Source organism: Vibrio sp. TMPB1044, from assembly GCF_030442075.1.
Classification (GTDB): domain Bacteria; phylum Pseudomonadota; class Gammaproteobacteria; order Enterobacterales; family Vibrionaceae; genus Vibrio; species Vibrio satsumensis.
In genome coordinates this window covers 22,558-45,273 of the sequence record NZ_JAUJED010000008.1, presented here as the reverse complement: position 1 = coordinate 45,273, position 22,716 = coordinate 22,558, and the positions used below count along the sequence as shown (strand labels likewise).

Genomic DNA, 22,716 nt, shown 5'->3' with positions numbered 1-22,716 from the left:
ATTATTGAACGCTATACTTTGATTCAGCACCACGTTCGTAGTTGAAACGGAACCATTTATCGACGTCGTCACAAATCCCAAGGTAAGTCTCACCACGGCGCCCTAGCGCTCTCGGGTTTTGAGAACAATACTGAGTTTTACCCATTTCATAACCCTGACCATAAGCGCCATATAAGTCTGCATCAATGGATGGTGAAGACGCGGCTTCAGCCAAACTTGCTTCAGTCTGCTTGGTTTTTCCTTTTAGCGCCATTTCTTCGCCAAAGCTCTGCCAATCGGCTGTGTTCATTGACGTTGGTGGCGGAGTTTGCGCACAACCAAATAACATTACTGATAGCACCAATAATAGATATTTCATAATTTCCTCCTAGTGGAAAAGACTAGCCTGTACATTGAGACTTTTAGCTATTGCGTCAGAATGCTTCCAGTAGTTCATTCACTATAGCGGGTTGTTCTGCTTACACCAGTCACCCGAAAGTATTTCTTTATTAGCTGTTAGATCAAGCTGATATAAATATACCCATGCTAATCCAAATATAGTCTCTATTTGCTCGCGACGATACTCAACAGGAACATCTTCTAGCCGATCGAGCGACTCCAAAATTTCGTCGTTAATGATATAGACCTCGCCAGCGACACTTTTCTTTCCGAAAATCATCGCCGGATACGCAACTAAATCAAAAAGTGCGTATTCCTCAGGTGTGTCAAACCTTCCTAAACACTCACACTGTTTTAAATAGTGGTGGTTCGATTGGTCTTTTCTCAATGTCCCATAAACAAAAATGAGGTGCTGCATACTCACTCCCTAGCATTCGTCATCCGCTAATCAATCACCGCTCAAAGTGTTACTCAAATTCAAATTGATAGAGAAGATCCACAGCACTGTCTAGACCCGATACTGCCTCAACGTAGAGATCCTGCATCAATCGATAACGAACGGTAAACTCGCCTAACGAGTTAAAGATACCCACACCATATTTCACCTGTAAACCAGGGAGAATATAGCCGCTTACCGTAACCTGAGAGTCATCCCCAGAGCCTGCTGTATCCAGTTGTAAATCTTGTACACCAAAGGCTTCGCCGATTTCGCCAACAACCTTACCACTCTTCGCCAAACTCAAACCGATCAAGGTTGTTGTCATCGAACCGCTCGACTCACCATCGATATCTTGGCCACGCAAAATATAAGACAGCGCGTTCGCTTGTGGCATCGCTGGATCAGAGTAAATCTCGATGGTCGGCTCTGTCGCAGGGCCTGTCACTCGAATACCTGCGGTCACATCATCCTGAGTATTATCAGGGTTACGAATCGCATTAATGGCTACATATGGCTGATCCGGTGGACCATTCATTAGAATTTTACCCTCTTCGATCAAGAGGTCTTGCCCGAATGATTGGTAAGTACCATCGACGATATTCACTTCACCAGTGATGAATGGGCCTTGGTCTTTTTGAGCTACATTGAGCTTACCAACCAAGTCGCCTTCAAGACCGAAGGCAGACAATTTAAAGTCATCACCAATGGAGATATTAATATTGGTCATCACATTGAATGGGATCGTATCTTCACTTTCAGGCTCAAGATCTTTGTTCAATATCACCTGATCGGAAGACACACCAACCGCTGACGGTGGTAAGTCTTCTACCACAATTCGTCCCCATGGTAGTGCTATGTCACCCGTAATTTTTGCCAGCTCGGGCGTGACATCAATAGTCATATCAGGTACGACCTTAACCTTGACCATCGGCGGGATATCAACCATCAACTCATCGGCAAAAACTCTAACGTTAGAGTGCCATGCTTTAAGATCTTGCCAATCTCCGGTTCCCTCAATATCAAGATGACCGTCAGGCGTTTCTACATTCGCATCCAGTTTTGCACTATAACCATCAAAGTCGAGATCGATACGGCCATCTTTCACATCAACAGGCGTCACATCGCCTTTGACTTGAATACCATCAACCGAGAACTGACCAAAAACTTGAGGGTGCATCAAAGAGCCTTTAACTTGAAGAACACTCTCAAGGTCAGCTTTCAATAGGCTGTACTCACCTAGGATTGGTTGCAAGAAATCGAGGTGGAACGTGGTCAGCTTAATTGCAGCATCGACCATTTTGTCTTCGACAAGAATATCCGGTAGCGACACCGTTCCAGACAGATCACCATTGTCGGAAACATCCAAATTAAAATCGGCATCCAGTTTGTTGTCTTTTAGCTGGGCATTCAATGCAACACTTTCCCAACCCAGTGTGATTGGCTCGCCAACTTGTTGAACAACCTGACCTTTCGGCATATCAACGCTTACCGTAACCTCAGGCTCACCTTGTTCAGACCACTTGGCATGAGCTTTAACATTCACTAAACCTTGCAGTTGCGTCTCTTTAGGAACAAAGGCTTTGATCTGCTCGAAGTCGAACTGGTTGATTGCAATCTTGGCCTCACCTGATTTTCCGGCGCGGATATCCTCATCCAGACACACACTCGAACTAGATTGTTTCCAACAGTGAGCTTGAACGTCGGCAAACTGCTTATCGACATCCGCCTTTATCGCGACAGGCTGGTCTAATACCCAAGGCCCCTGCTGAGTGGTGATTTTGACTCTGTCTAACGAGCCATCCCAAATAAGAGAAGGCTTCTGAATCAATTCTCCAGAGATAGCCAAGCTAGTCGACACGATGTCGGATATCACATCAAGTGTCACTGTGTGTTTCTTTTCGCCACCACTCACCGTAAGATCAATGCTTTCCACGCTTTGATCTTGATAGGTTAGGTTCTTAGCTTTTAATACAAGATCGGCTTGAGCTTCAGGCAATGGTAGGGGAACCACCGAACCATTAAGCGATAGGGATTCTAGTGTTGCTTCGTTATTCCAATCGACCTTATCAACATTAAGTGCAAGATCGACTTCAGGCTCTTTCGTGGGGCCGCTAAGTTGGATGTTACCAATCACTTGTCCTTTCAAGTCTGGAACACTTTTCACCAGCTCAGGGAAGTAAATATCAACGCCCATATCCCATTGCTTATCAAGCTGTCCCTGTGCCTTAATCGAGTTAACACCATGAGCCAAGCTCAAGCCGCTGGTTTGCAGTTTAGGCTCACCACTTGCACTACGATCCGACGCTGACAACTGACCTTCGATGTCCAACGGGTAATCACGCAAGATACCCTCGATATCAAGCTTAGGTAGCTCAATCGCCCAACCGCCCGCTTCCGTCAACTCACCCGAAGTGACTATGCTTCCGCTAATGTTACCCTCGGCTTCTGGCCACTGTAGGCCCGGTTGAATATCTTTGAGTGTCACGTCAGCTTGCCAGTTAACGAGACTCTTCCAGTTCGCTTTAACGACACCGTTAAGTTCACCGCCTAGCGTGTTCAGCTTTAGACGCTCGAGCTCAATCTGCTCAGTGGTACCTTTACCCTGTAGGTCGATGGCTAACGCAGGAATATCCTTACCATTAGCTTCGCCTTTGAGCTGCACATTAAAACCATCTAATGAGCCATTGGCTTTGAATTTATCAATTGCAGCTTGGTAATCGCTTTTTCCGGTAAGAGGCCATTGCGCTTTACCTCCCTCTAAAAGAAGGTCAAATGGTAGAGTTGGCTCTAGGGGTTGAATATCCCCAGACAGTTTTGCCTCAATCGATTCAGAAAACTGAGAATCTAGATGCAGTTTAGCCACGCTGCCTTGCGCCTTCAGCGACAGTTTCTGGCCAGCAAGGTCGGTTTCTTTCACCAAAGCATCTAAAGAAAGATCTAACGGGTAACCACCTTTAAGCTCAACCTTAGCCGCAAGATTAGCGCTTGCTTGTGGCATATCGAGGTCTAGAGTGGAAACATCTACCGTATGTTTACCTGCTCGAGCTTCTAGCCCAAGGTGGTTCACTACAATTGGGGTTTCTTGTTCTAAGGTGAAACGGTTGAGGTCAAAACGCTCCAGTACAACCTGTAAAGGAATCCAGACTTCAGGCAGCTCGATCGCTGTTTTAACGGTTGATTCTGGCTCTACCTTTTCGGTTTGCGGTTCTTTTGTCGACTCAGCAAGCTTAACTTTGAGGTCATTGAACAAGGTTGGCGATACCGTCAGCTTTTCACCCTGCATACTCAGAGCTGTGGAGAACAAGCTCCATTCAATTTCATGCCCCAAGATATTCAGTTTGATATCAGACAAAGCAATACGGTTGATCACTATTGGTAGTGGTGTTTTCACCGATGTTACGGGCGGTGTAGGCTCTGCTTCTTCTGTAGAAGCTGGCGGTAATTCAGTAAATGCGAAGTCCAACCCTTGAATAGCTAAACGATCGACACACAGCTTAGGATCGAGCAGACAGCGTGGATTAATAGCCAAGTTCAGCTTTTGAACCTTAGTATCGATATGAAGGCTATCATCTTTGAACTGGACATTATTAAGCGTAAAGCTTGGAAAAAGAGCGCCTTTAGTACTTTCCACTTTAAGTTGTGGCAATGCTTTTTCAGCGCCCCACAGCACGGTGTTCAACCCCGGATTGGTGAACAAAACAAAACCGAGCAAGGCTATCAACAATAGCAAAATAGACGTCAATGAAATCGAAGTCCATTTTATGCACTTACCCACAACGTTAATCATAATTCAGGCCCTAAACTAAAGTGCAGTTGGAACTCATCGCCTTTCTTCGCATCTAGGCCCCAAGCAAAGTCTAAACTCACAGGACCTACAGGAGAGGCCCAACGCACCCCGACACCGGTGCCGTGCTTCCACTCTGGCTTATCATTGAATGCATCACCAATATCGTAGAATGCAGCACCCCACCAGTTTCCAACTAAGCGGTATTGGTATTCAAACGAGCTGGTTGCCATGTATTTTGCGCCGGTTAGTGCGCCACTTTCATCTCGAGGAGAGATAGACTCATAGCCATAACCACGAATGCTATTATCACCACCAGCAAAGAATCTTAGAGAGGGAGACAGCTTTTCAAACTCGTCGGCAAAGTTACCGCCGAATTGAAGGCGAGTTAAACCGCGGTGATTATTACCAATGCTGCGAATCCATGCTGTTTGCCCTTGAAAACGCACCACCTTAGTTTCCGATAATAAGGTGTCATCAGCAGCCTCAACCATAATGGTTTGTTTATCGCCCCACATCGGCATCGACCCACCACGCGTTCGAGTTCGCGAGAAAGAGATACCCGGCAACACGAATTGCGCTAAGTCATCTTGCAAACCTTGTTCATAGTTTTCGACCAAGTATCGAATAAATACAGTACGTTGCCAGCCATTATCCAGACGCCAATATCTTTCTAAGGCTAAGTTTGACTCCAAACTTTTGGTATCTCGATTATCCAAATTCTTCATACCGTACTTAATTTGATAGTAGTCATTAAGCACGTCATCCAATGGGATTTTATAAGTCGCGGTAATCGTCTGCTCGGGCTTGGAGATCGACAGGCTACTATTAAAGCTATGACCTTTCTCGTTAACCCAAGGTTTCTTCCATTTTAGGGTGCCTTTTACACCAAGGTCTGTTGATACACCGATACCTGTTTCGATTTGGTTACGCGCTTGCGGAGCAAGGCTGACCTTCATCGGAATTTCACGGCCTTCGCCCAATTGGCTTAAATCAGGTTCAACAAAAACAGAAGAAAACCAATCCGTATTGGACAGGTTTTGGTTGTACTCACCGACTTTGGTTATCGAGTAAGGTTCGCCATCCTCAAATGGTTTGAGTGACTGCACCTTATCTTCTTCAATCTGGCTACCAGTAACCTGAGTGGTACCAAAGTGGTAGCGTATACCACTGTTATAATGAAGACGAACATAAGCTCGGTTTAATTCAGGGGCGACTTCTAGCTTACTGAGAGCATATGCCCCATCGAAATAGCCTTTCGCTAAGCCAAGGTTGCGTATCGACGATTTCAAAGAATCATAATTACCATGATTCAAAATCGAACCTTTGGACAACTTACTCTTGGCAATCAAGACTAAAAAGTCTGGATCATCTTTGGCTTCACCAGTCAGAACGATATCGGAAGTATAGATAACAACAGGCTCTCCCGCCTCAACCGTAACGGTCAACTCGGTATCATCTTCGGAGTGAGTAAACGTGATAATAGGTTGGTAGTAGCCTAACGCATTCAGGGCTTCTTTTATCATAGATTCCAAGCGAGACTGGAACCTTAATGAAACCGAATACTCTTCTTCAGGGATCGCACTAAGATAAGCATCAACATTATCCTCAAGCGCTCCATCCAGCCCTTTAATTTCAAGGGAAACATCAGCGAAAGCGAGCGTCGATGACAGTAGAGTGCCAATCAGAACTGGTAAAGTTTTTCTTATCATGTTTAATGGGTGAAGAAGTTATCAATACGTTAATAAGTGAAAAGAAATAATACCGCTAAAAAAGCATTGAGTCTGTAATAAATCCTGGAATAACACGGTCTAATTTAAAGACTTATTCAATCTTGACCAACCGTTAATATGAACCCACAGTAAATAAAAGCCAGCGCGGTAAACGTATGCGAAAAGGAATATAACATGCTAAACAAACAACAACTGGTTTCTGCAGCAACCGCACTACCGGGAAATGCTGACCCAATTCGAATCACTGAGCGCCATTTCGTTAACCAAACCGACCTGCTCGATACGCCTACGGGCTCTCAACAAGAAGTCCTGTTTGGTATGGGATGCTTCTGGGGAGCTGAGCGTTTGTTTTGGCAATTGGATGGCGTTATTTCAACATCCGTTGGTTACGCTGGCGGATACACAGCTAACCCCACTTATGAACAAGTATGTACTGGGCAAACCGGCCATACCGAAGTCGTTCGTGTCATATTTGATAGTGAACAAACCTCTCTAGCTCGAATACTTGAAACCTTTTGGGAGCGTCATGACCCAACTCAAGGAATGCGCCAAGGCAACGATTTAGGGACTCAATACCGTTCCGCGATTTACACCTTCAGTGAAGAACAACAATCTATCGCTGAGCACTCTAAACGTGAATATCAACGAGCAATGACTGAATCTTTAGGCAACGAGATCACGACGGAAGTTCTGCCTGCTGGAAAATATTTTTTCGCAGAAACCTACCACCAGCAATACCTAGCTAAAAATCCGAATGGGTATTGCGGGTTGGGTGGCACCGGTGTCTGCTTCCCTCCACAATAAAGTACAGCTCGACATACCAGCGAGAACGATACGCATTAAAAAAGGGCTTCCATTAAGAAGCCCTTTTCATTGTTAATCTATTCGGTGTAAACAAATCGATAAAGCGCAGTTACACCGGCAACGCTGCAATAGTACCGTTAACTTCTTTAAAAATAGTGAGCTTTTGTTTGTCTGAAACTTCAGGAAGAAGCACCTTGCCTTGGTCGAAGCGAAACTCCCCAACACCTTCAATAGCAAATTGGCCTTTGAACAGGACTTTAACGAAACGCGCCACTTGATGTGGACGGTAAGTAGAAAACTTTCTTAACATAATACAACCTCAATTCCATTTGAGTACTACAGTCACATACCTGAACAGCATCACTATTCAAAGCAGATTTAATCGCTAACTCCTTTAGCAAACAGCAAGATAATCTATTGTTCATCTCGATATTGATGCATTATACCTTTCGGTAACAAGCCTGCAACTTTTTTCTACATCGTACGATAAAAAAGTTAAAGAGGCATTTTTCAAATTTCATATTATACTTCCAGTGCAAACCAATAAGCGGAACAAAAATATAATGAAAAACAAAACTCTACTGGCTTTTTTAGCCGCAGCCTCTCCACTCTTCGCCAATGCTCACAACCTATCTGTAGGTGCAACTCTGCCTGCTGTCGATGTTAGCAACTATGGTGAAATCGTACTAAACGACGGAAATACCGGATATCAAGCATGGGCAACCAACAATCTCCTAGGTAAAGTTCGTGTCGTTCAAGCTATCGCTGGCCGCAGCAGCTCTAAAGAGCTAAACGCACCATTGATGGCCGCCATTACCGCCTCGAAGTTCTCAGAAGACAGCTACCAAACCACCACCATCATCAACCAAGATGATGCTATCTGGGGTACGGGTTCTTTTGTTAAATCGTCAGCAGAAAGTAGCAAAGAAGAGTTTCCATGGTCTTCTATGGTTCTAGATGAAGACGGCGCCGTTGCGTCATCTTGGGCTCTGAAAGAAGAAAGCTCAGCGATTATCGTTCAAGACAAGCAAGGTAAAATCTTGTTTGTTAAAGAAGGTGCATTAAACGAAGCAGAAGTCACTCAAGTCATTGAATTGATTAAAGCGAGTCTTTAATAAGATATTCGCGTCTTTTTCGAGACCTAACCAAAGGATATTGTTATATTATAACAGTATCCTTTTTTAATTCTGTGGTTAATCATCCTGATGTGGCAAAAAACACCTAACAATGTGAAACGCAAAACAGGCTTCTTGCTTGGGCTTATGCTCATGTTAAGCGTGTTAGCTACAACGCACGTAGTAGATATCGCACCAGAACACCACACCTCACACCATTGTGAGCTGTTTTCGATAAATCAGTTTATTACGGCACACTCACTTCCACAGCTCCCAGAGTTCCATTCGGAATTTACTGTCGCTATCACAGAGCCAGTTATTTCGTTACAACGCCTATATTTCGCTTATTTGGCACGCTCACCTCCTGTAAATATCGCTTAATTACCACTACTTTTTAATTAACCTTTATTCAGGAAAAAAACATGAAACCTACTATCTTAGCCGTTGTTATCGGCATGACTGTCTCTGCTAGTGTTCTAGCTAACGAAGAATTCCGCTCTCACGAAGCACACGTGCACGGTAAAGTTGAAGTGAACATCGCTCAAGATGGACAAGAGCTACTTGTTGAAGTGACAGCACCCGGTGCTGATGTGGTTGGCTTTGAGCATGCTCCAGAAACGGCTGAGCAAAAGAAAGTGTTTGAACAAGCTATCGCGCAATTAAACAAGCCAGAAGATCTATTTGGTTTCAATAATGCAAGTTGTACTCTGAAGTTCAAGTCAGTGACTAACACCTTGGAAGGCAATCATGATAACCATGAAGGCCATGACCACGCAGAGCACGATCATGACGACCACAAAGGCCATGACCACGCAGAGCACGATCATGACGACCACAAAGGCCACGACCACGCAGAGCACGCTCATGACGACCACAAAGACCACGACCACGCAGAACACAATCATGATGACCACGAAGGCCATGACCACTCAGAAGGCGGCCACGGTGAGTTCACTGTCGAGTACCACTACCAATGTTCAGACATTGAAAAACTGGATACCGTGAATACTCAGTGGTTCTCTAAGTTCAGCAACACAAAATCAATGACTGTAAACCTGCTAACTGACAGTGCTCAAATTCAAGAAGTGCTTAACGCAGATCGTATTAGTTTTCGATTCTAATTAGCATTAGATTGAATTAAACGTAGATAAGCAGCCAAGTAAGTGTTCACTTACTTGGCTGTACAAATCGGTGTGCTCTGGGAATTTATTATTCTAATAACTGTCCAGTAGAGACACCGCTTTAATTATTGGAGCTAATATGTCTTTTGACAGTTCATCACTTGTGGTCAAACTCGAAAATATCAGCTTTCGTTGGAAGCCTGAATTGCCCCCAACGCTAGAGATCACCTCACTGCACATCCAAGCCCAAGAGCACCTTTTCATCAAAGGGCCTAGTGGTTGCGGGAAATCAACATTGTTAGGGTTACTGACCGGAATCAACCAAGCTGAACAAGGCGAAGTATCTATCCTTGGCCAAGATCTCACACAGCTAACACCTCGCCAGAGAGACAAATTCAGAGCCGATCATATTGGTTATATATTCCAACAATTTAACCTGCTTCCTTACTTGTCAGTCATCGACAACGTGACGCTTCCTTGTCAGTTTTCTAAGATTCGTAAGCAGCAAGTCACTAAAAGTCAGAACAGCCTGCAAGCCACCGCTCAAGAGTTGTTGCTCAGATTAAAGCTACCTCAAGCTCTCATGGACAAGCCCGTTACCGAGTTGAGTATTGGTCAACAACAACGTGTTGCTGCCGCTCGTGCTTTGATCGGCCAACCCAAAATCATTATTGCCGACGAACCGACATCGGCTCTGGATCATGACAACCGAGAAGCCTTTATCGAACTGTTGCTAGAACAAGCGAATCAGGCGGGTTCTACCCTGATCTTTGTTAGTCACGATCCAACACTAGAAAAACTGTTCACTCGAACCATAGATTTAAAAACCGTTAACCAAGCTAAGGTTGTCGTATGAAAGTAATTACTCACTTAGCCTTAAAAAGCGTACTCAACCGTAAAGCCACAGCCATTCTGACTATTCTCACCGTGGCGGTGTCAGTGATTCTCTTGCTCGGTGTGGAACGTGTAAGAACCGAAGCTAAGAGCAGCTTTGCGAATACGATTTCAGGTACTGACCTTATCGTCGGTGGCCGCTCAGGTCAGGTAAACCTGCTGCTTTATTCCGTATTTCGAATCGGTAATGCGACCAACAACATCGACTGGAAAAGCTATGAAGAATTTAGCCAGCACAACGCTGTAAAGTGGGCGATCCCAATCTCATTGGGTGATTCACATAAAGGCTTCCGCGTAATGGGCACTAACCATAGCTACTTCGAGAATTATCGCTATGGAAGTAAGCAACCACTTACTTTTCAGCAAGGTAAAGAGTTTAATCAGCTATTTGATGTCGTGATTGGTGCCGATGTCGCGAAGAAGTTAGATTACAAGATTGGTGATCACATCATTCTGGCGCACGGTATCAGTGATGTCGCCTTCAGTCGCCACGACAATCTGCCCTTCACCATTGTCGGAATACTCGCGCCAACCGGCACACCAGTAGATAAAACGGTGCATGTTTCGTTAGAGGCCATTGAAGCGATTCACGTTGGTTGGGAATCGGGAGCTAACCTCGGGCACACACCGGATGCTGAAGCGCTAAAGCAACGTGACTTCCAACCAAAGCAGATTACCGCGATGATGGTTGGCCTTAACTCGAAGATCCAAACCTTTGCACTGCAACGAGAAATCAATAACTACCGCCAAGAACCTTTGAGCGCCATTATGCCGGGCATTGCACTTCACGAATTGTGGGGAATGATGGCAGTGGCAGAGCAAGCACTGCTGATTGTTTCAGGGTTTGTTGTAGTCGCGGGACTGCTAGGGATGCTGAGTAGTCTACTCACTAGCTTGCAAGAAAGACGTCGAGAGATGGCCATTCTGCGTGCGATGGGTGCCAGACCTCGTCATGTGTTTGGTTTACTGATCAGTGAAGCCAGTGCGCTAACCTTCCTTGGCATTACATTAGGTGTTGCGGTGTTGTTTGCTCTGATCGCAGTGGTTGCTCCTATTGTGCAACAAAGTTATGGTATCAACATATCGATATCCGCAATCACACCTCATGAGTGGAAACTGCTTATGTTGGTGCAAGTTGCCGGAATCATTATCGGCTTTATTCCCGCTTTCAGGGCTTACCGTCAGTCATTATCTGATGGCATGACCATTCGAATCTAAAATAGGAACCTACGATGCAACGCAAATTCCTCCTGATATTTGGGCTACTTCTGTTCCCATTTATCAGCACAGCTCACGCTGAAACCACTCAGAACGACGAATCGGTGTTAACACTTGATTGGATTGATTTGATTCCAGAATCAGAGCGTGCTCAACTAGATTCATTTGGCATGCCGATGGTTGACCACAATAGTATGGACAAACCTCAACAATCGACACTTGGTGCTGTTCGCCCAGAACTGAATGGCAGCACAGTAAAGATTCCTGGTTTTGTGATTCCATTGGAAGGTGATGAGAATATGATCACTGAGTTTCTGCTAGTACCCTACTTTGGCGCATGTATCCACGTACCACCGCCACCACCGAACCAAATCATCTACGTGAAGTTCCCGAAAGGTGCACCAATACAGCAGTTATGGGATGTGATTTATTTAGTCGGTACGCTGAAAACTGAGTCGATCAGCCATGACTTAGCGCAAACCGGTTATCTTATTGAAGGTACTGCGATTGAAGAATATGACGACATGTAGTCATTAGAAGGGTGGCTCAAGGATGAGCTGCCGTCACTGAACGAGTGATATCATTCAATAACAGTTTAATAACGATAATTTTCTTCTGAATTACGCAATGTAATTAGATAAGTAAGCTAGCACAGCGACATAAGTCGCGAGTAATAACCCTATACAAAGCTGTTTCTTCAGCTTGTTATCATTGACTTGATTCATAACTCCTCCTTGAGAACTACAACAAATTTAACATTTTATTATCATTAGCAACAGTAAAATTTTGTTGAAACCTTCAACTCTGCACGCAAAATCTAGCCACCAATAAGATAAAGAGTTACATTTTAGACAGTTAAGTCGTTTCCTTAGGGTACTCTTATGTCAGAAACCAAACAGCCAGTGATCATCGAGCATGCTAGCGATACACAGCACAAGCATGAGAAAAAGCCTCATATTGCCGACAGTGCCAGCAGAATGCTGCACATCGCACAAAGCTTCGGCCTCGATTCTTTAATTAGTCACAATGCAAAGCCAAACGATAGAGGTGAGAGTACCCTTATCGAACGGGCACTATTGCGAGAGAAAAAACGTAGAGAGCTTCGCCAAAAGAACCTAGAACAGATTCTAAAGTTGGCGCACTCTTCATGTAAGGATGAAGCGGCTGGAGACCCGGATCAGGACTGGCTGTACCGCTTTTTCGATATGGCACAAGAGATCCACAATACATCGATGCAAAGGCTATGGGCTCAAGTACTGAAACGAGAGGTCACTAACCCAGGCTCGACGTCGATGAAGGCGCTTCAGATCTTAAAAGACATGACGCCAAAGGAAGCACTGACCCTACAAAGAGCTGCATCACTAGGTTGTAGCTTTGGTAGCGATAACAGCAGAAAGCTCTTACTCGGCTTCAAATCTCACGCAGGACTATTTAGTTTTGGCAAAAGGGACACCACCAACACCATCAACCTTGGTGGGCATAACCTACCCTACTCTAGCCTGCTCCATTTGATTGAACTCGGTATCATTCTGGGCACTGAGTTAGAGTCTGGAGAAATTGATTTCGATCCAGCTCTGCACCTAACCTATCAAGGTAAGAGTATGTCACTGGCACCGTTATCAAAAGGGGTGAAGCTGGTTTACTACCGATTCAGCCCAACAGGTAATGAGCTTTGTACCTTACTTGGCAACAAGCCAAACACGCAGTATTACGACCAATTGATTGCGCTATTAAGCCAAAAATTCACGGTTCAGACAGAAGTAAAAAGCAGCGTGAATTACACCGTCTAGACAATCGACGGTGTAAAAAATAGACGGTGTAAAAAGTGAAGTGTATTGAGAAGAATAAAGAGAATCTAAAAGGTAGGTTTCTTGTCTCGGTAAACCAAGGCTGCACTACTTATCAGTCATGAATAAAACGATAAGCAAGTTGGCAGCCTTAGTCATACCAACGATCTCAATTGGCTAAAATATTTCGCTTCTCCAACGCATCAATACACAACTCTACCAATTCATCGATCGTCTTCTCTCCTGCTGGTAGATCAATCTCAGGGTTCTCTGGCGCTTCGTAAGTCGAACTAATCCCTGTGAAGTTAAGAATTTCTCCCGCACGTGCTTTCTTATACAAACCTTTAGGGTCACGCTGTTCGCAAACCTCTAATGGCGTATTAACGAACACCTCAAGAAACTCGCCTTCAGGTAATAAATCTCGCACAAGTTGTCGTTCCGCTTGATGTGGAGAAATAAAAGCAGACAGCACAATTAAGCCTGCATCTGCCATCAATTTAGCAAGCTCGCCAATACGACGAATATTCTCTCGACGATCTTGTTCAGAGAAGCCAAGGTCGCTACATAAGCCATGACGCACATTGTCACCATCCAATAAGTAAGTATGGTAACCAAGCTGTGCTAAGCGATTTTCTAATGCTCCAGCGACTGTCGATTTACCAGAACCAGACAACCCCGTGAACCAGAGCACGGCTGGCTTTTGTGATTTCAGATCCGCGCGAAATGTTTTATCAATCGAGTGTTGATGCCACACAACATTCTCATCTTTAGGTTTGAGTACTGCGGTCATAATTAGTCCTTTAAATAAACAGCATTAAAATGGGAAAAAGTAAGGAATTAGGGTCAATACCAAACCCGAATAAACAATCGAGATTGGAATACCAATACGTAGATAATCCGTTAAATGGTAATTACCTACGCTATAAACAAGTAAGTTGGTTTGGTAGCCGTATGGAGAGATAAAACTGGCACTGGCACCAAACAGTACCGCCATAATGAACGGCATAGGGTCAACGCCATAGCCTACTGCCATACTGTAGCCAATCGGAAATGAGAGTGCTGCGGCCGCATTATTGGTCACCAGCTCAGTCAGAACCAAGGTCATAAAGTAGGTCGCAACTAACGCACCGAATACGCCCCAACCATTAAATGCCTCCATGAACATCAGCCCCATGCGCTCAGACAAACCCGATGAAATCATCAGTTGGGCAATAGAAAGTGCAGAGCCCACGATCACCACAATATCGACTGGGAAACGGCGGCGGAGCTCACCCAGCTGTACCACGCCAAATGCCACCAGCAACAATAGAAAACCAGCTAAGCCTTTGATAATTGGTACTGCGTCAACCAGAGCGAGGCCAATCACACTGGCAAAACCAAGCAACACGAACGTCGACTTATCTGCATCAAGCTTGGCACTCGAATCTAAGTCATTCATCAACACAAACTCTTTGTTGTGTTGCTGACGCTGCTCTTCAAAGCGTTTGCCGGGAACCAAAATCAAAGTATCACCAGCGGTCAATATGATGTTTCCAAGACCACCTTCAAGGCGTTCATGGCCACGACGAATAGCAACCACAACCGCATCGAAACGGTCTCTAAACTGACTGGTTTTTAATGTTTTATTACAGAAGCTTGCCGACGAGCTCACTACAACTTCAACAAAACTCTGACCATTCAAATGATGCTGACCAAAAAGAGTCAGTCCTTGGATTTCTTGCAGTGTTGCCACACTCTCGACATCGCCACAAAACAGCAATCGGTCACGAGCTTGAAGAATAAAATCAGGGTCAATAGACGCGGTTGTTTTTCCGTCTCGAATCACTTCCGCTAAGAACAGTTTTCTTAGAGCTCTAAGATTATTTTCGCTTACACTGCGGCCAACTAGTGGTGAGCCCGGCTCAACTCTAGCTTCTAAGAAGTAAGGCAAATCATCTTGGGAACCATCATCGTAGCTTGGTAAGAAATAACTCAGAGGGATAAGGATCAACACGCCACCGACCAAGACCGCCAGACCGATCAAGGTTGGTGTGAAAAAGTTTAAGCTCGGCAGTCCGGCATCTTCAACAAAGCTATTAATGATCAAATTGGTTGAGGTGCCGATCAATGTCAGCGTTCCACCTAAAATGGCAGCGTATGACAATGGGATAAGTAGTTTAGATGGCGCATGTTGCTGATTACGTTTGATCGCTCCGATCAAAGAGACAACCACCGCAGTGTTATTAGTAAAAGAAGAAAGTAGCGCTGTGGAAATACCCAACTTCGCAACCACTGTGCCTAGCCTACCTTCAGAGATATTGCGGCTAACCCAACTGATTAAGCGAGTTTTCTCCAACGCACTTGATGCGAGGATCAGAAGAATTAAAGTCAGTAACGAGGAGTTAGTGAAATTATTAGCTAGGCTCGACAAGTCGATCATGCCAGCCATAAAAGCAATAAACGCCGCGCCAGCAAAGATAAAGCTTGGCTTAATACGGGTAACGAGCAGGCAAGTAATGATGCCGAGCAAAATCGCTAATACAAATCCTTGTTGCCACATATACCCGTCCTTTATGGCGGAAACGATCGGTTTCCGCCTGATTCAATAAGCTGTTACTTGGTCGTTTATGACTTCAGTAATTGGCTTAAATCTTTGGCATCCCAATGAGGGAAATGCTTACGAACCAGAGCGTTGAACTCAAGTTCAAATGCAGAGATGTTACCGACTTGCTGTTCAACAGAGTCCAAACGGTCTCGAATCAAACCCGCACCAACCGTCACGTTGGTTAGTCGGTCGATAACGATGAAACCACCGGTATCAGCACTCTCACGGTATTTATCCAGCGCGACAGTCTCGTTCAGTGACCATTCACACAAGCCAATGCCATTCAGTGGCAACTCATCGACAGCGTGAGTCGACAGGTTGTTGATGTCATATTGGTGACGAACCGTTTCAACCTGACCGACAGTTTTCTTGCCTGCGATCTTGATGTCGTAAGCTTTGCCCGGTTGCAACGGTTGCTCTGTCATCCACACGATGTCAGCCAATACGTGGTTAGTAGATTCAATCTGAGCGTTTTCCAGCACAATCAAATCACCGCGACTGATATCGATCTCATCTTCAAGGGTCAGCGTTACCGCTAAACCCGCTTGCGCAGATTCCAAATCACCATCAAAGGTCACAATGCGTGCAACTTTAGAGGTTTTGCCAGACGGCAGCGCCTTGATTTCATCACCGACACTCACGCGGCCAGAAGCCACAGTGCCTGCAAAACCGCGGAAGTCTAAGTTAGGGCGGTTTACGTACTGAACTGGGAATCGGAATTCACCTGCAGAACGTTTTTGGTCGATGTCGACATTCTCTAACACTTCTAATAGAGATGGGCCTTCGAACCATGCTAGTTCTTTACTTGGTGCAGCAACGTTGATGCCTTCAAGCGCTGAAACTGGCAAGATCTGAATGTTAGTTTCGCCTTCTAGGTTTTCAGCAAACTCTAGGTATTCATCGCGAATTTCTTCAAAACGATCTTGTGCGTAATCCACGAGATCCATCTTATTTATAGCGACAATGAAATGCTTCAAACCAAGCAGGTTAGAAATAAACGAGTGACGACGTGTTTGATCCAGAACGCCCTTACGAGCATCAATTAAGATCACCGCTAGATCACAGGTTGAAGCACCTGTTGCCATGTTGCGCGTGTACTGCTCATGCCCTGGAGTATCAGCAATAATGAACTTACGTTTTTGAGTCGAGAAGTAACGGTAAGCCACATCGATCGTAATTCCTTGCTCACGTTCAGCCTGCAGGCCATCAACAAGCAGTGCCAAATCAGGTTTCTCACCTGTCGTACCCACTCGTTGGCTATCCGAGTGAACGGCTGCTAGCTGATCTTCATAAATCTGTTTTGTATCATGGAGCAAGCGACCGATTAGCGTACTTTTACCATCATCGACTGAGCCACAAGTTAAAAATCTAAGCATAGATTTATGCTGATGCTGACTTAGATAACCTTCAATCCCTAGTTCAGCCAATTCGGCTTCTACTGCACTATTCATTTTTCTTTCCTTAGATTCTTAGAAATAACCTTGGCGCTTTTTCAGCTCCATAGAGCCCGACTGATCATGGTCAATCGCTCGACCTTGACGCTCACTAGACGTCGCCACCAGCATCTCTTCAATAATGCCTGTTAGCGTATTCGCCTCAGATTCAACCGCTCCGGTTAGTGGGTAACAGCCTAAAGTACGAAAACGAACGCTTTTCTCTTCAATTACTTCACCTTCTTGCAGCTCCATTCGCTCATCATCAACCATGATCAGCATGCCATCACGCTCAACAACTGGGCGTTTATCAGAAAGGTAAAGTGGAACGATATCGATACTCTCTAGATAGATGTATTGCCAAATATCCAGTTCAGTCCAGTTTGACAGAGGGAATACGCGAATGCTTTCGCCCTTATTTACCTGACCGTTGTAGGTGTGCCACAACTCTGGACGTTGGTTTTTTGGGTCCCATGTGTGGTTCTTATCGCGGAATGAGTAAACACGCTCTTTCGCTCGAGATTTCTCTTCATCACGACGCGCACCACCGAAAGCGGCATCGAACCCATACTTGTTTAACGCCTGCTTAAGGCCCTGAGTTTTCATGATGTCTGTGTGTTTCGAAGAACCATGTACGAATGGGCTACAACCCATCTCGATACCTTCAGGGTTCTTATGTACTAAAAGGTCAAAACCGTACTTTTCTGCTGTGCGGTCACGAAACTCAATCATCTCGCGGAATTTCCAATCCGTATCAACGTGTAATAATGGGAATGGAATCTTGCCTGGGTAAAACGCTTTGCGAGCTAAATGAAGCATCACAGAAGAATCTTTACCGATGGAGTACATCATCACTGGGTTATCAAACTCAGCCGCCACTTCACGGATAATATGAATACTTTCCGCTTCGAGCTGTTTTAAGTGGGTTAAACGTTCTTGGTCCATTTCAGTGCTTCCTTTAAGGCTCGCGTTACGAGCAATTCATTACTTGGTCTTGCCAAGCATGGGATTTAACTCATCCACTTGAGTGAATGGGAGTATTGGCACTAGAAGAAAACAGAAGCTTCGTGTTGAGCTATCCTTGCTATTCATCTGCCTGATACGTCCTTGATATAGGCATTATGACGAGCCTCTCATATTACTGGAAATTCTAAAATTTCATTTTTTATTCGAAAAGCTGATAAGGGATTAAATTTATCGATAAGCAAGTGAAATGAATGGACTAATATAATTGATACCAATTGCGCATCGATTGAGCAGCTTTGGGAGACGTCTTGCAGAACACCATAAAGTAATCGATCTAAGTCACGAATTAACATTCGTTGTAATCATTGTTTCATTCCATTTTGTTACATTACGCAACGAATTTTCTACTATCCACTTTGGAGCTACAAAATGAAAGTTGCAATGAAACCTTTGTCATTGGCTGTACTTGCGGGTCTTGGTTTGACTCTAGCAGGCTGTACAACAACACCAGATACCGATGAAGTGATTAAACTACGTGTCGTAGAGACAACGGACATCCATACCAACCTAATGGATTACGATTACTACAAAGACAAGCCATCGAAAAAAATCGGCTTAGCACGTACTGCAACTTTAGTAAAAGAAGCTCAAAACGAAGTAACCAACAGCGTATTAGTTGATAACGGTGACTTGCTGCAAGGTAGCCCAATGGGTGACTACATGGCAGACAAAGGCATCGTTGCAGGTGAAGTTCACCCTGCATACAAAGCAATGAACCAACTAAGCTATGACGCAGCAAACATCGGTAATCACGAATTCAACTACGGTCTTGAGTTCCTAGAAGAGTCTATCAACGACGCTGATTTCCCATACATCAGTGCTAACGTTTACGACGCAGAAACCAAAGAGCACTACTTCACGCCTTACATCATCAAGACACACACGTTTGAAGATACAGCTGGCGTAGAACATGAGATCAAAGTGGGTTACATCGGTTTCGTTCCACCACAAATCATGACGTGGGATAAGAAGAACCTTGAAGGTAAAGTTACTGCTCGTGACATCATTGAAACCGCTAACGAGTTAGTGCCTCAAATGAAGGCTGAAGGTGCAGACGTTATCGTTGCAATCCCTCACTCTGGCGTGTCTCAAGACCCATACAAAGCTGGCGAAGAAAACTCTACGCTTTACCTTTCTGAAGTAGAAGGCATTGATGCTATCGCATTCGGTCACTCTCACGCGGTATTCCCAGGTAAAGGATTCGACAACATCCAAGGTGTTGATAACGAAAATGGCACCATGAACGGTGTTGCGGCAGTCATGCCAGGTCGTTGGGGTAGCCACGTGGGTGTTATGGACTTAACACTTGCACAAAAAGACGGTAAGTGGGAAGTGGTTAAAGGCCAATCAGAAGCACGCCCTATTTACGACAAGGTTGAGAAAAAATCGCTTGCTGCAGCTGATGAAGGCATCGTAACAGCACTAGAAAAAGACCACGCAGGTACGCGTGAGTTTGTTAACCAACCAATTGGTAAAGCAGACGATGTGATGTACAGCTTCCTATCTCTAGTACAAGACGACCCAACAGTACAAATTGTTAACCTTGCACAGAAAGATTACGTTGAGCAGTTCATCCAAGGCGATCCTGACCTAGATGGTACGCCAGTACTTTCAGCAGCTGCACCATTCAAAGCGGGCGGTCGTAAGAATGACCCAGCTAACTTCACTGAAGTTGAATCTGGTCAACTGACATTTCGTAACGCAGCTGACTTATACCTTTACCCGAACACTCTAGTGGCGATGAAGGTAACAGGTCACGAAGTAAAAGAGTGGCTTGAGTGCTCTGCTGGTCAATTCAACCAGATCGACGTGAACTCAACTGCACCACAACAGCTGATCGAGTGGGATAACTTCCGTACTTACAACTTCGATGTTATCGACGGTGTTGATTACCAAATCGACGTCACTCAACCTGCGAAATACGATGCAAACTGTAAAGTGGTTAACCCTGACTCACAGCGTATTGTTGGTCTAACTTACCAAGGTAAGCCAATCGACATGGAGCAAGACTTCCTGATCGCAACCAACAACTACCGTGCATACAGTGCTAAGTTCCCAGGTACAGGTGAAGATTTCATCGCATTTGATGCACCAGATGAGAACCGTACTGTTCTTGCAAACTACATCTCTCGCGTAAGCAAAGAGCAAGGTCAAGTAAGCCCAACTGCTGATAACAACTGGTCATTTGCGCCAATCAAAACAGATAACAAGCTAGATATCCGCTTTGAAACGTCGCCAAGCGAGAAAGCGGCAGAGTTCATCAAAGAGAAGGGTCAATACCCGATGAAACGTGTTGCGACTGACGATGTTGGTTTCGCTGTTTACCAAATCGACCTAACTAAATAAATTACTCAAGTAATCGATAGTTAACCTTCTAAAGGCTGAGTCTCACGACTCAGCCTTTTTGTTTTCAAACAACTTAAGTAATTGAATAGCAGATAGATTATTTCTGAACCTCTAATAATTCGTCACTCTCAAACTGCTTTTAAAATCACAGCCTCTTATCGCGTTCCCTCATCGAAACATACTAAGTTGATACCCAACGGCGCCCAACCAGATTAAAAAAGCTGCAATTCGTTGTAAGTTTTTCTCGGCTCTTCCTGTCTATTTAATTTACTACACTCAATGAATAGCTATTAAGGCATTCATCTATAGGATAGATAAGGACATTTGATGAGCACCGTCGAGAGCATTCAAGCATGGTTACACTCAGGAGAGGAGTCGCTGCTATGGCTGATGCTTGGCATTATCGCGCTTTCTTACCTGCTTGAAGATCTTGCGATTGTTACGGCGGCAGGTTTAGCAACACAAGGACTGATTCTTCCTCAATATGCGTTGCTTGCCATTTTCATCGGTATTGCCACAGGTGATCTCGGTCTCTATTACCTAGGTAAATCAGGAAGTTATTTCCGAGGCGTTCGTTACAAAGCCCTCACCAACCGATACTTTCGTGCACTTCGCACTAAATTACGTCAAAACGCTTTCAGCAGTCTTTTTGTCATCCGCTTTATTCCAGGGCTTCGTACCGTCGGCTTTACCTTAAGTGGCTTTTTCGCAATCCCACTGCCTACTTTCTTGTTTGCCGTTATTAGTGCCACTGCGATCTGGACTGGCATTGTCTTCTCTGCCATCTACTATTTAGGGACATCAGCGTGGCTGCAAGCCTCTGAATATCAATGGATCATCATCCCGTGTGCCATCGCTTTACTGTTTATCGGTAATCGATTAATGAATAAAACCTACTCTAGAGGATTATCATGAGTTCACCGCAAGATATTCGCATCATTCCCGCACATCAAATCAATGCAGGCATGCCTTTGCTTGAAAAAGATACCGTGCGCAGTGTCTCTCCTTATGAGTTTCTTCCAACTTGGTTCTTCTACACACCAGTGGTGATTCAAAGCCTGATGCAAGGGTTACGGCACTTTGACTGGGCGCTACCGCTCATTGCCAACCCAAGCATCAAGTTAAGCGGCATGGTCGGCGAATCAAAACACGAGATATTAAGCCTTGCCGGATCTTCAAGTCAGCGTTGGATCTCTCCGTTTATCACCCTCACCAAAACGGATCTCAGCGGTAAGAAACAAGCTGAAGATGCACGCAGCGCACTCATACAATCAGATCTTGATTTCCCGATTGTAGCTAAACCAGATCTTGGCTGTCGAGGCGTTGGCGTCAAGCTAATCAACACACAAGATCAACTTGAGCAATATGTTGAATCTTTCCCAAATAATGCTCGCTTTCTACTGCAAGAAAAGGCGCCTTATCAGGCAGAAGCTGGCGTTTTCTATGTTCGTTACCCAAACAAAAAGCAAGGCGAGATCATCTCGATCACACTCAAATATGCGCCAATGGTGATGGGTGATGGCAAGTCGACAATCAAACAGTTAATTGAAAATAGCCCGCGTGCTGGGCAGCTCAGTCACCTCTATCTGCCAAGACATCAAGATAGATTGGATCAAGTGCTCGCAGAGGGCGAAGAGTTCCAACTCGCGTTCGCAGGTAGCCATAGCCGTGGCTGCATCTTCCGCGATGGCAATCAATACATTACTCAGGCTTTAACTGAACGTTTAGACGAGATATTCGATGACTTCGATGGTTTTCATTTTGGCCGACTCGACGTCAAGTTTAAAGACATGCACAGCTTAATGAACGGCGAGGATTTCACGATCCTTGAGGTCAATGGCGCAAGCAGTGAGGCTGGGCATATCTGGGATCGCAACACACAGCTGCGAGAGATATTTTCTACGCTACTTCTGCAATACCGCATTCTTTTTGATATTGGCGCTCAGCAAAAACAACGAGGCCATAAGACTCCTTCTTTCAAGAGCTTATTCGCTGCGTGGCAAGAAGAGCGACGTCTTGTTCAACAATATCCGACCACTGACTAACTTTGTACG

The 22,716-nt window shown here is 44.8% G+C and carries 20 protein-coding genes; 11 read left to right on the top strand and 9 right to left on the bottom strand.

Annotated elements, in window-relative coordinates:
* Position 1 precedes the first annotated feature (1 nt).
* From QQ041_RS03580 to QQ041_RS03565, 4 genes are all read right to left on the bottom strand, one after another.
* Positions 2-358 (bottom strand): DUF2799 domain-containing protein, encoded by a 357-nt coding sequence (locus QQ041_RS03580; RefSeq protein WP_146489824.1) that lies wholly within the window; start codon positions 356-358, stop codon positions 2-4.
* Between the two features lie 81 nt (positions 359-439).
* Positions 440-796 (bottom strand): gamma-glutamylcyclotransferase, encoded by a 357-nt coding sequence (locus QQ041_RS03575; RefSeq protein WP_285953138.1) that lies wholly within the window; start codon positions 794-796, stop codon positions 440-442.
* A 49-nt stretch (positions 797-845) separates the two neighbouring features.
* Positions 846-4,604: a translocation/assembly module TamB domain-containing protein gene (locus QQ041_RS03570; protein WP_285953137.1), complete on the bottom strand. Its 3,759-nt coding sequence runs from the start codon at positions 4,602-4,604 to the stop codon at positions 846-848.
* Positions 4,601-6,313, bottom strand: a complete 1,713-nt coding sequence (locus QQ041_RS03565; protein ID WP_285953136.1) for an autotransporter assembly complex family protein — start codon at positions 6,311-6,313, stop codon at positions 4,601-4,603. Before QQ041_RS03565 ends, QQ041_RS03570 begins: the two co-directional genes overlap by 4 nt.
* A 195-nt stretch (positions 6,314-6,508) precedes the next feature.
* Between QQ041_RS03565 and msrA the strand changes: the two genes are divergently transcribed.
* Positions 6,509-7,138, top strand: coding sequence for a peptide-methionine (S)-S-oxide reductase MsrA (gene msrA / locus QQ041_RS03560; RefSeq protein ID WP_146489828.1), 630 nt, complete (start codon positions 6,509-6,511; stop codon positions 7,136-7,138).
* A 109-nt stretch (positions 7,139-7,247) separates the two neighbouring features.
* Here the strand turns inward: msrA and QQ041_RS03555 are convergent, their stop codons facing one another.
* A complete protein-coding gene (locus QQ041_RS03555; RefSeq protein ID WP_019821424.1) occupies positions 7,248-7,448 on the bottom strand; it encodes a DUF1107 family protein in 201 nt (66 codons plus the stop codon).
* 253 nt (positions 7,449-7,701) lie between these two features.
* Between QQ041_RS03555 and QQ041_RS03550 the strand changes: the two genes are divergently transcribed.
* From QQ041_RS03550 to QQ041_RS03520, 7 genes are all read left to right on the top strand, one after another.
* Positions 7,702-8,253 carry a YtfJ family protein gene (locus QQ041_RS03550; protein WP_102480206.1) on the top strand — a complete coding sequence of 184 codons (552 nt, stop codon included), beginning with the start codon at positions 7,702-7,704 and terminating at the stop codon, positions 8,251-8,253.
* A gap of 90 nt (positions 8,254-8,343) precedes the next feature.
* Complete coding sequence (locus tag QQ041_RS03545; RefSeq protein ID WP_285953135.1) at positions 8,344-8,634, top strand: DUF2607 family protein; 291 nt, start codon at positions 8,344-8,346, stop codon at positions 8,632-8,634.
* A gap of 41 nt (positions 8,635-8,675) precedes the next feature.
* The gene (locus QQ041_RS03540) at positions 8,676-9,374 is read left to right on the top strand and encodes a DUF2796 domain-containing protein (protein WP_285953134.1); all 699 of its coding nucleotides are present in this window, start codon (positions 8,676-8,678) and stop codon (positions 9,372-9,374) included.
* A 139-nt stretch (positions 9,375-9,513) separates the two neighbouring features.
* A complete protein-coding gene (locus QQ041_RS03535) occupies positions 9,514-10,230 on the top strand; it encodes an ABC transporter ATP-binding protein (RefSeq protein WP_146489831.1) in 717 nt (238 codons plus the stop codon).
* On the top strand, positions 10,227-11,486 hold the full coding sequence (locus QQ041_RS03530; protein WP_285953133.1) for an ABC transporter permease: 1,260 nt from the start codon (positions 10,227-10,229) through the stop codon (positions 11,484-11,486). The genes QQ041_RS03535 and QQ041_RS03530 overlap by 4 nt, the downstream gene beginning before the upstream one ends.
* Positions 11,487-11,500: 14 nt before the next feature.
* Complete coding sequence (locus tag QQ041_RS03525) at positions 11,501-12,016, top strand: DUF3299 domain-containing protein (protein WP_061019147.1); 516 nt, start codon at positions 11,501-11,503, stop codon at positions 12,014-12,016.
* A 351-nt stretch (positions 12,017-12,367) separates the two neighbouring features.
* The gene (locus QQ041_RS03520) at positions 12,368-13,276 is read left to right on the top strand and encodes a TIGR03899 family protein (protein ID WP_146489833.1); all 909 of its coding nucleotides are present in this window, start codon (positions 12,368-12,370) and stop codon (positions 13,274-13,276) included.
* 166 nt (positions 13,277-13,442) lie between these two features.
* Here QQ041_RS03520 and cysC read toward each other — a convergent pair whose 3' ends face one another.
* From cysC to cysD, 4 genes are all read right to left on the bottom strand, one after another.
* Positions 13,443-14,063 carry an adenylyl-sulfate kinase gene (gene cysC / locus QQ041_RS03515; protein ID WP_146489834.1) on the bottom strand — a complete coding sequence of 207 codons (621 nt, stop codon included), beginning with the start codon at positions 14,061-14,063 and terminating at the stop codon, positions 13,443-13,445.
* Between the two features lie 24 nt (positions 14,064-14,087).
* On the bottom strand, positions 14,088-15,812 hold the full coding sequence (locus QQ041_RS03510; protein ID WP_285953132.1) for an SLC13 family permease: 1,725 nt from the start codon (positions 15,810-15,812) through the stop codon (positions 14,088-14,090).
* Between the two features lie 65 nt (positions 15,813-15,877).
* On the bottom strand, positions 15,878-17,308 hold the full coding sequence (gene cysN / locus QQ041_RS03505; RefSeq protein WP_285953131.1) for a sulfate adenylyltransferase subunit CysN: 1,431 nt from the start codon (positions 17,306-17,308) through the stop codon (positions 15,878-15,880).
* A gap of 18 nt (positions 17,309-17,326) precedes the next feature.
* Complete coding sequence (gene cysD / locus QQ041_RS03500; protein ID WP_261383389.1) at positions 17,327-18,271, bottom strand: sulfate adenylyltransferase subunit CysD; 945 nt, start codon at positions 18,269-18,271, stop codon at positions 17,327-17,329.
* A 414-nt stretch (positions 18,272-18,685) separates the two neighbouring features.
* On the opposite strand from cysD, the gene QQ041_RS03495 reads away from it, so the two are divergent.
* The 3 genes from QQ041_RS03495 (at position 18,686) to QQ041_RS03485 (ending at position 22,707) form a co-directional block, all read left to right on the top strand.
* Positions 18,686-20,662, top strand: a complete 1,977-nt coding sequence (locus tag QQ041_RS03495; protein WP_285953130.1) for a bifunctional 2',3'-cyclic-nucleotide 2'-phosphodiesterase/3'-nucleotidase — start codon at positions 18,686-18,688, stop codon at positions 20,660-20,662.
* 327 nt (positions 20,663-20,989) lie between these two features.
* A complete protein-coding gene (locus QQ041_RS03490) occupies positions 20,990-21,577 on the top strand; it encodes a DedA family protein (protein WP_285953129.1) in 588 nt (195 codons plus the stop codon).
* Positions 21,574-22,707, top strand: coding sequence for an ATP-grasp domain-containing protein (locus tag QQ041_RS03485; RefSeq protein WP_285953128.1), 1,134 nt, complete (start codon positions 21,574-21,576; stop codon positions 22,705-22,707). Before QQ041_RS03490 ends, QQ041_RS03485 begins: the two co-directional genes overlap by 4 nt.
* Positions 22,708-22,716 lie beyond the last annotated feature (9 nt).

Excerpts from the sequence above, each read along its gene's own strand:
- QQ041_RS03520 (WP_146489833.1), top strand. The coding sequence starts at position 12,368 with ATGTCAGAAACCAAACAGCCAGTGATCATCGAGCATGCTAGCGATACA.
- QQ041_RS03565 (WP_285953136.1), bottom strand. The coding sequence starts at position 6,313 with ATGATAAGAAAAACTTTACCAGTTCTGATTGGCACTCTACTGTCATCG.
- QQ041_RS03525 (WP_061019147.1), top strand. The coding sequence starts at position 11,501 with ATGCAACGCAAATTCCTCCTGATATTTGGGCTACTTCTGTTCCCATTT.
- QQ041_RS03535 (WP_146489831.1), top strand. The coding sequence starts at position 9,514 with ATGTCTTTTGACAGTTCATCACTTGTGGTCAAACTCGAAAATATCAGC.
- QQ041_RS03490 (WP_285953129.1), top strand. The coding sequence starts at position 20,990 with ATGAGCACCGTCGAGAGCATTCAAGCATGGTTACACTCAGGAGAGGAG.
- QQ041_RS03545 (WP_285953135.1), top strand. The coding sequence starts at position 8,344 with ATGTGGCAAAAAACACCTAACAATGTGAAACGCAAAACAGGCTTCTTG.
- QQ041_RS03550 (WP_102480206.1), top strand. The coding sequence starts at position 7,702 with ATGAAAAACAAAACTCTACTGGCTTTTTTAGCCGCAGCCTCTCCACTC.
- QQ041_RS03510 (WP_285953132.1), bottom strand. The coding sequence starts at position 15,812 with ATGTGGCAACAAGGATTTGTATTAGCGATTTTGCTCGGCATCATTACT.
- QQ041_RS03570 (WP_285953137.1), bottom strand. The coding sequence starts at position 4,604 with ATGATTAACGTTGTGGGTAAGTGCATAAAATGGACTTCGATTTCATTG.
- QQ041_RS03580 (WP_146489824.1), bottom strand. The coding sequence starts at position 358 with ATGAAATATCTATTATTGGTGCTATCAGTAATGTTATTTGGTTGTGCG.
- QQ041_RS03485 (WP_285953128.1), top strand. The coding sequence starts at position 21,574 with ATGAGTTCACCGCAAGATATTCGCATCATTCCCGCACATCAAATCAAT.
- QQ041_RS03540 (WP_285953134.1), top strand. The coding sequence starts at position 8,676 with ATGAAACCTACTATCTTAGCCGTTGTTATCGGCATGACTGTCTCTGCT.
- cysC (WP_146489834.1), bottom strand. The coding sequence starts at position 14,063 with ATGACCGCAGTACTCAAACCTAAAGATGAGAATGTTGTGTGGCATCAA.
- QQ041_RS03530 (WP_285953133.1), top strand. The coding sequence starts at position 10,227 with ATGAAAGTAATTACTCACTTAGCCTTAAAAAGCGTACTCAACCGTAAA.
- QQ041_RS03575 (WP_285953138.1), bottom strand. The coding sequence starts at position 796 with ATGCAGCACCTCATTTTTGTTTATGGGACATTGAGAAAAGACCAATCG.
- cysN (WP_285953131.1), bottom strand. The coding sequence starts at position 17,308 with ATGAATAGTGCAGTAGAAGCCGAATTGGCTGAACTAGGGATTGAAGGT.
- QQ041_RS03495 (WP_285953130.1), top strand. The coding sequence starts at position 18,686 with ATGAAAGTTGCAATGAAACCTTTGTCATTGGCTGTACTTGCGGGTCTT.
- QQ041_RS03555 (WP_019821424.1), bottom strand. The coding sequence starts at position 7,448 with ATGTTAAGAAAGTTTTCTACTTACCGTCCACATCAAGTGGCGCGTTTC.
- msrA (WP_146489828.1), top strand. The coding sequence starts at position 6,509 with ATGCTAAACAAACAACAACTGGTTTCTGCAGCAACCGCACTACCGGGA.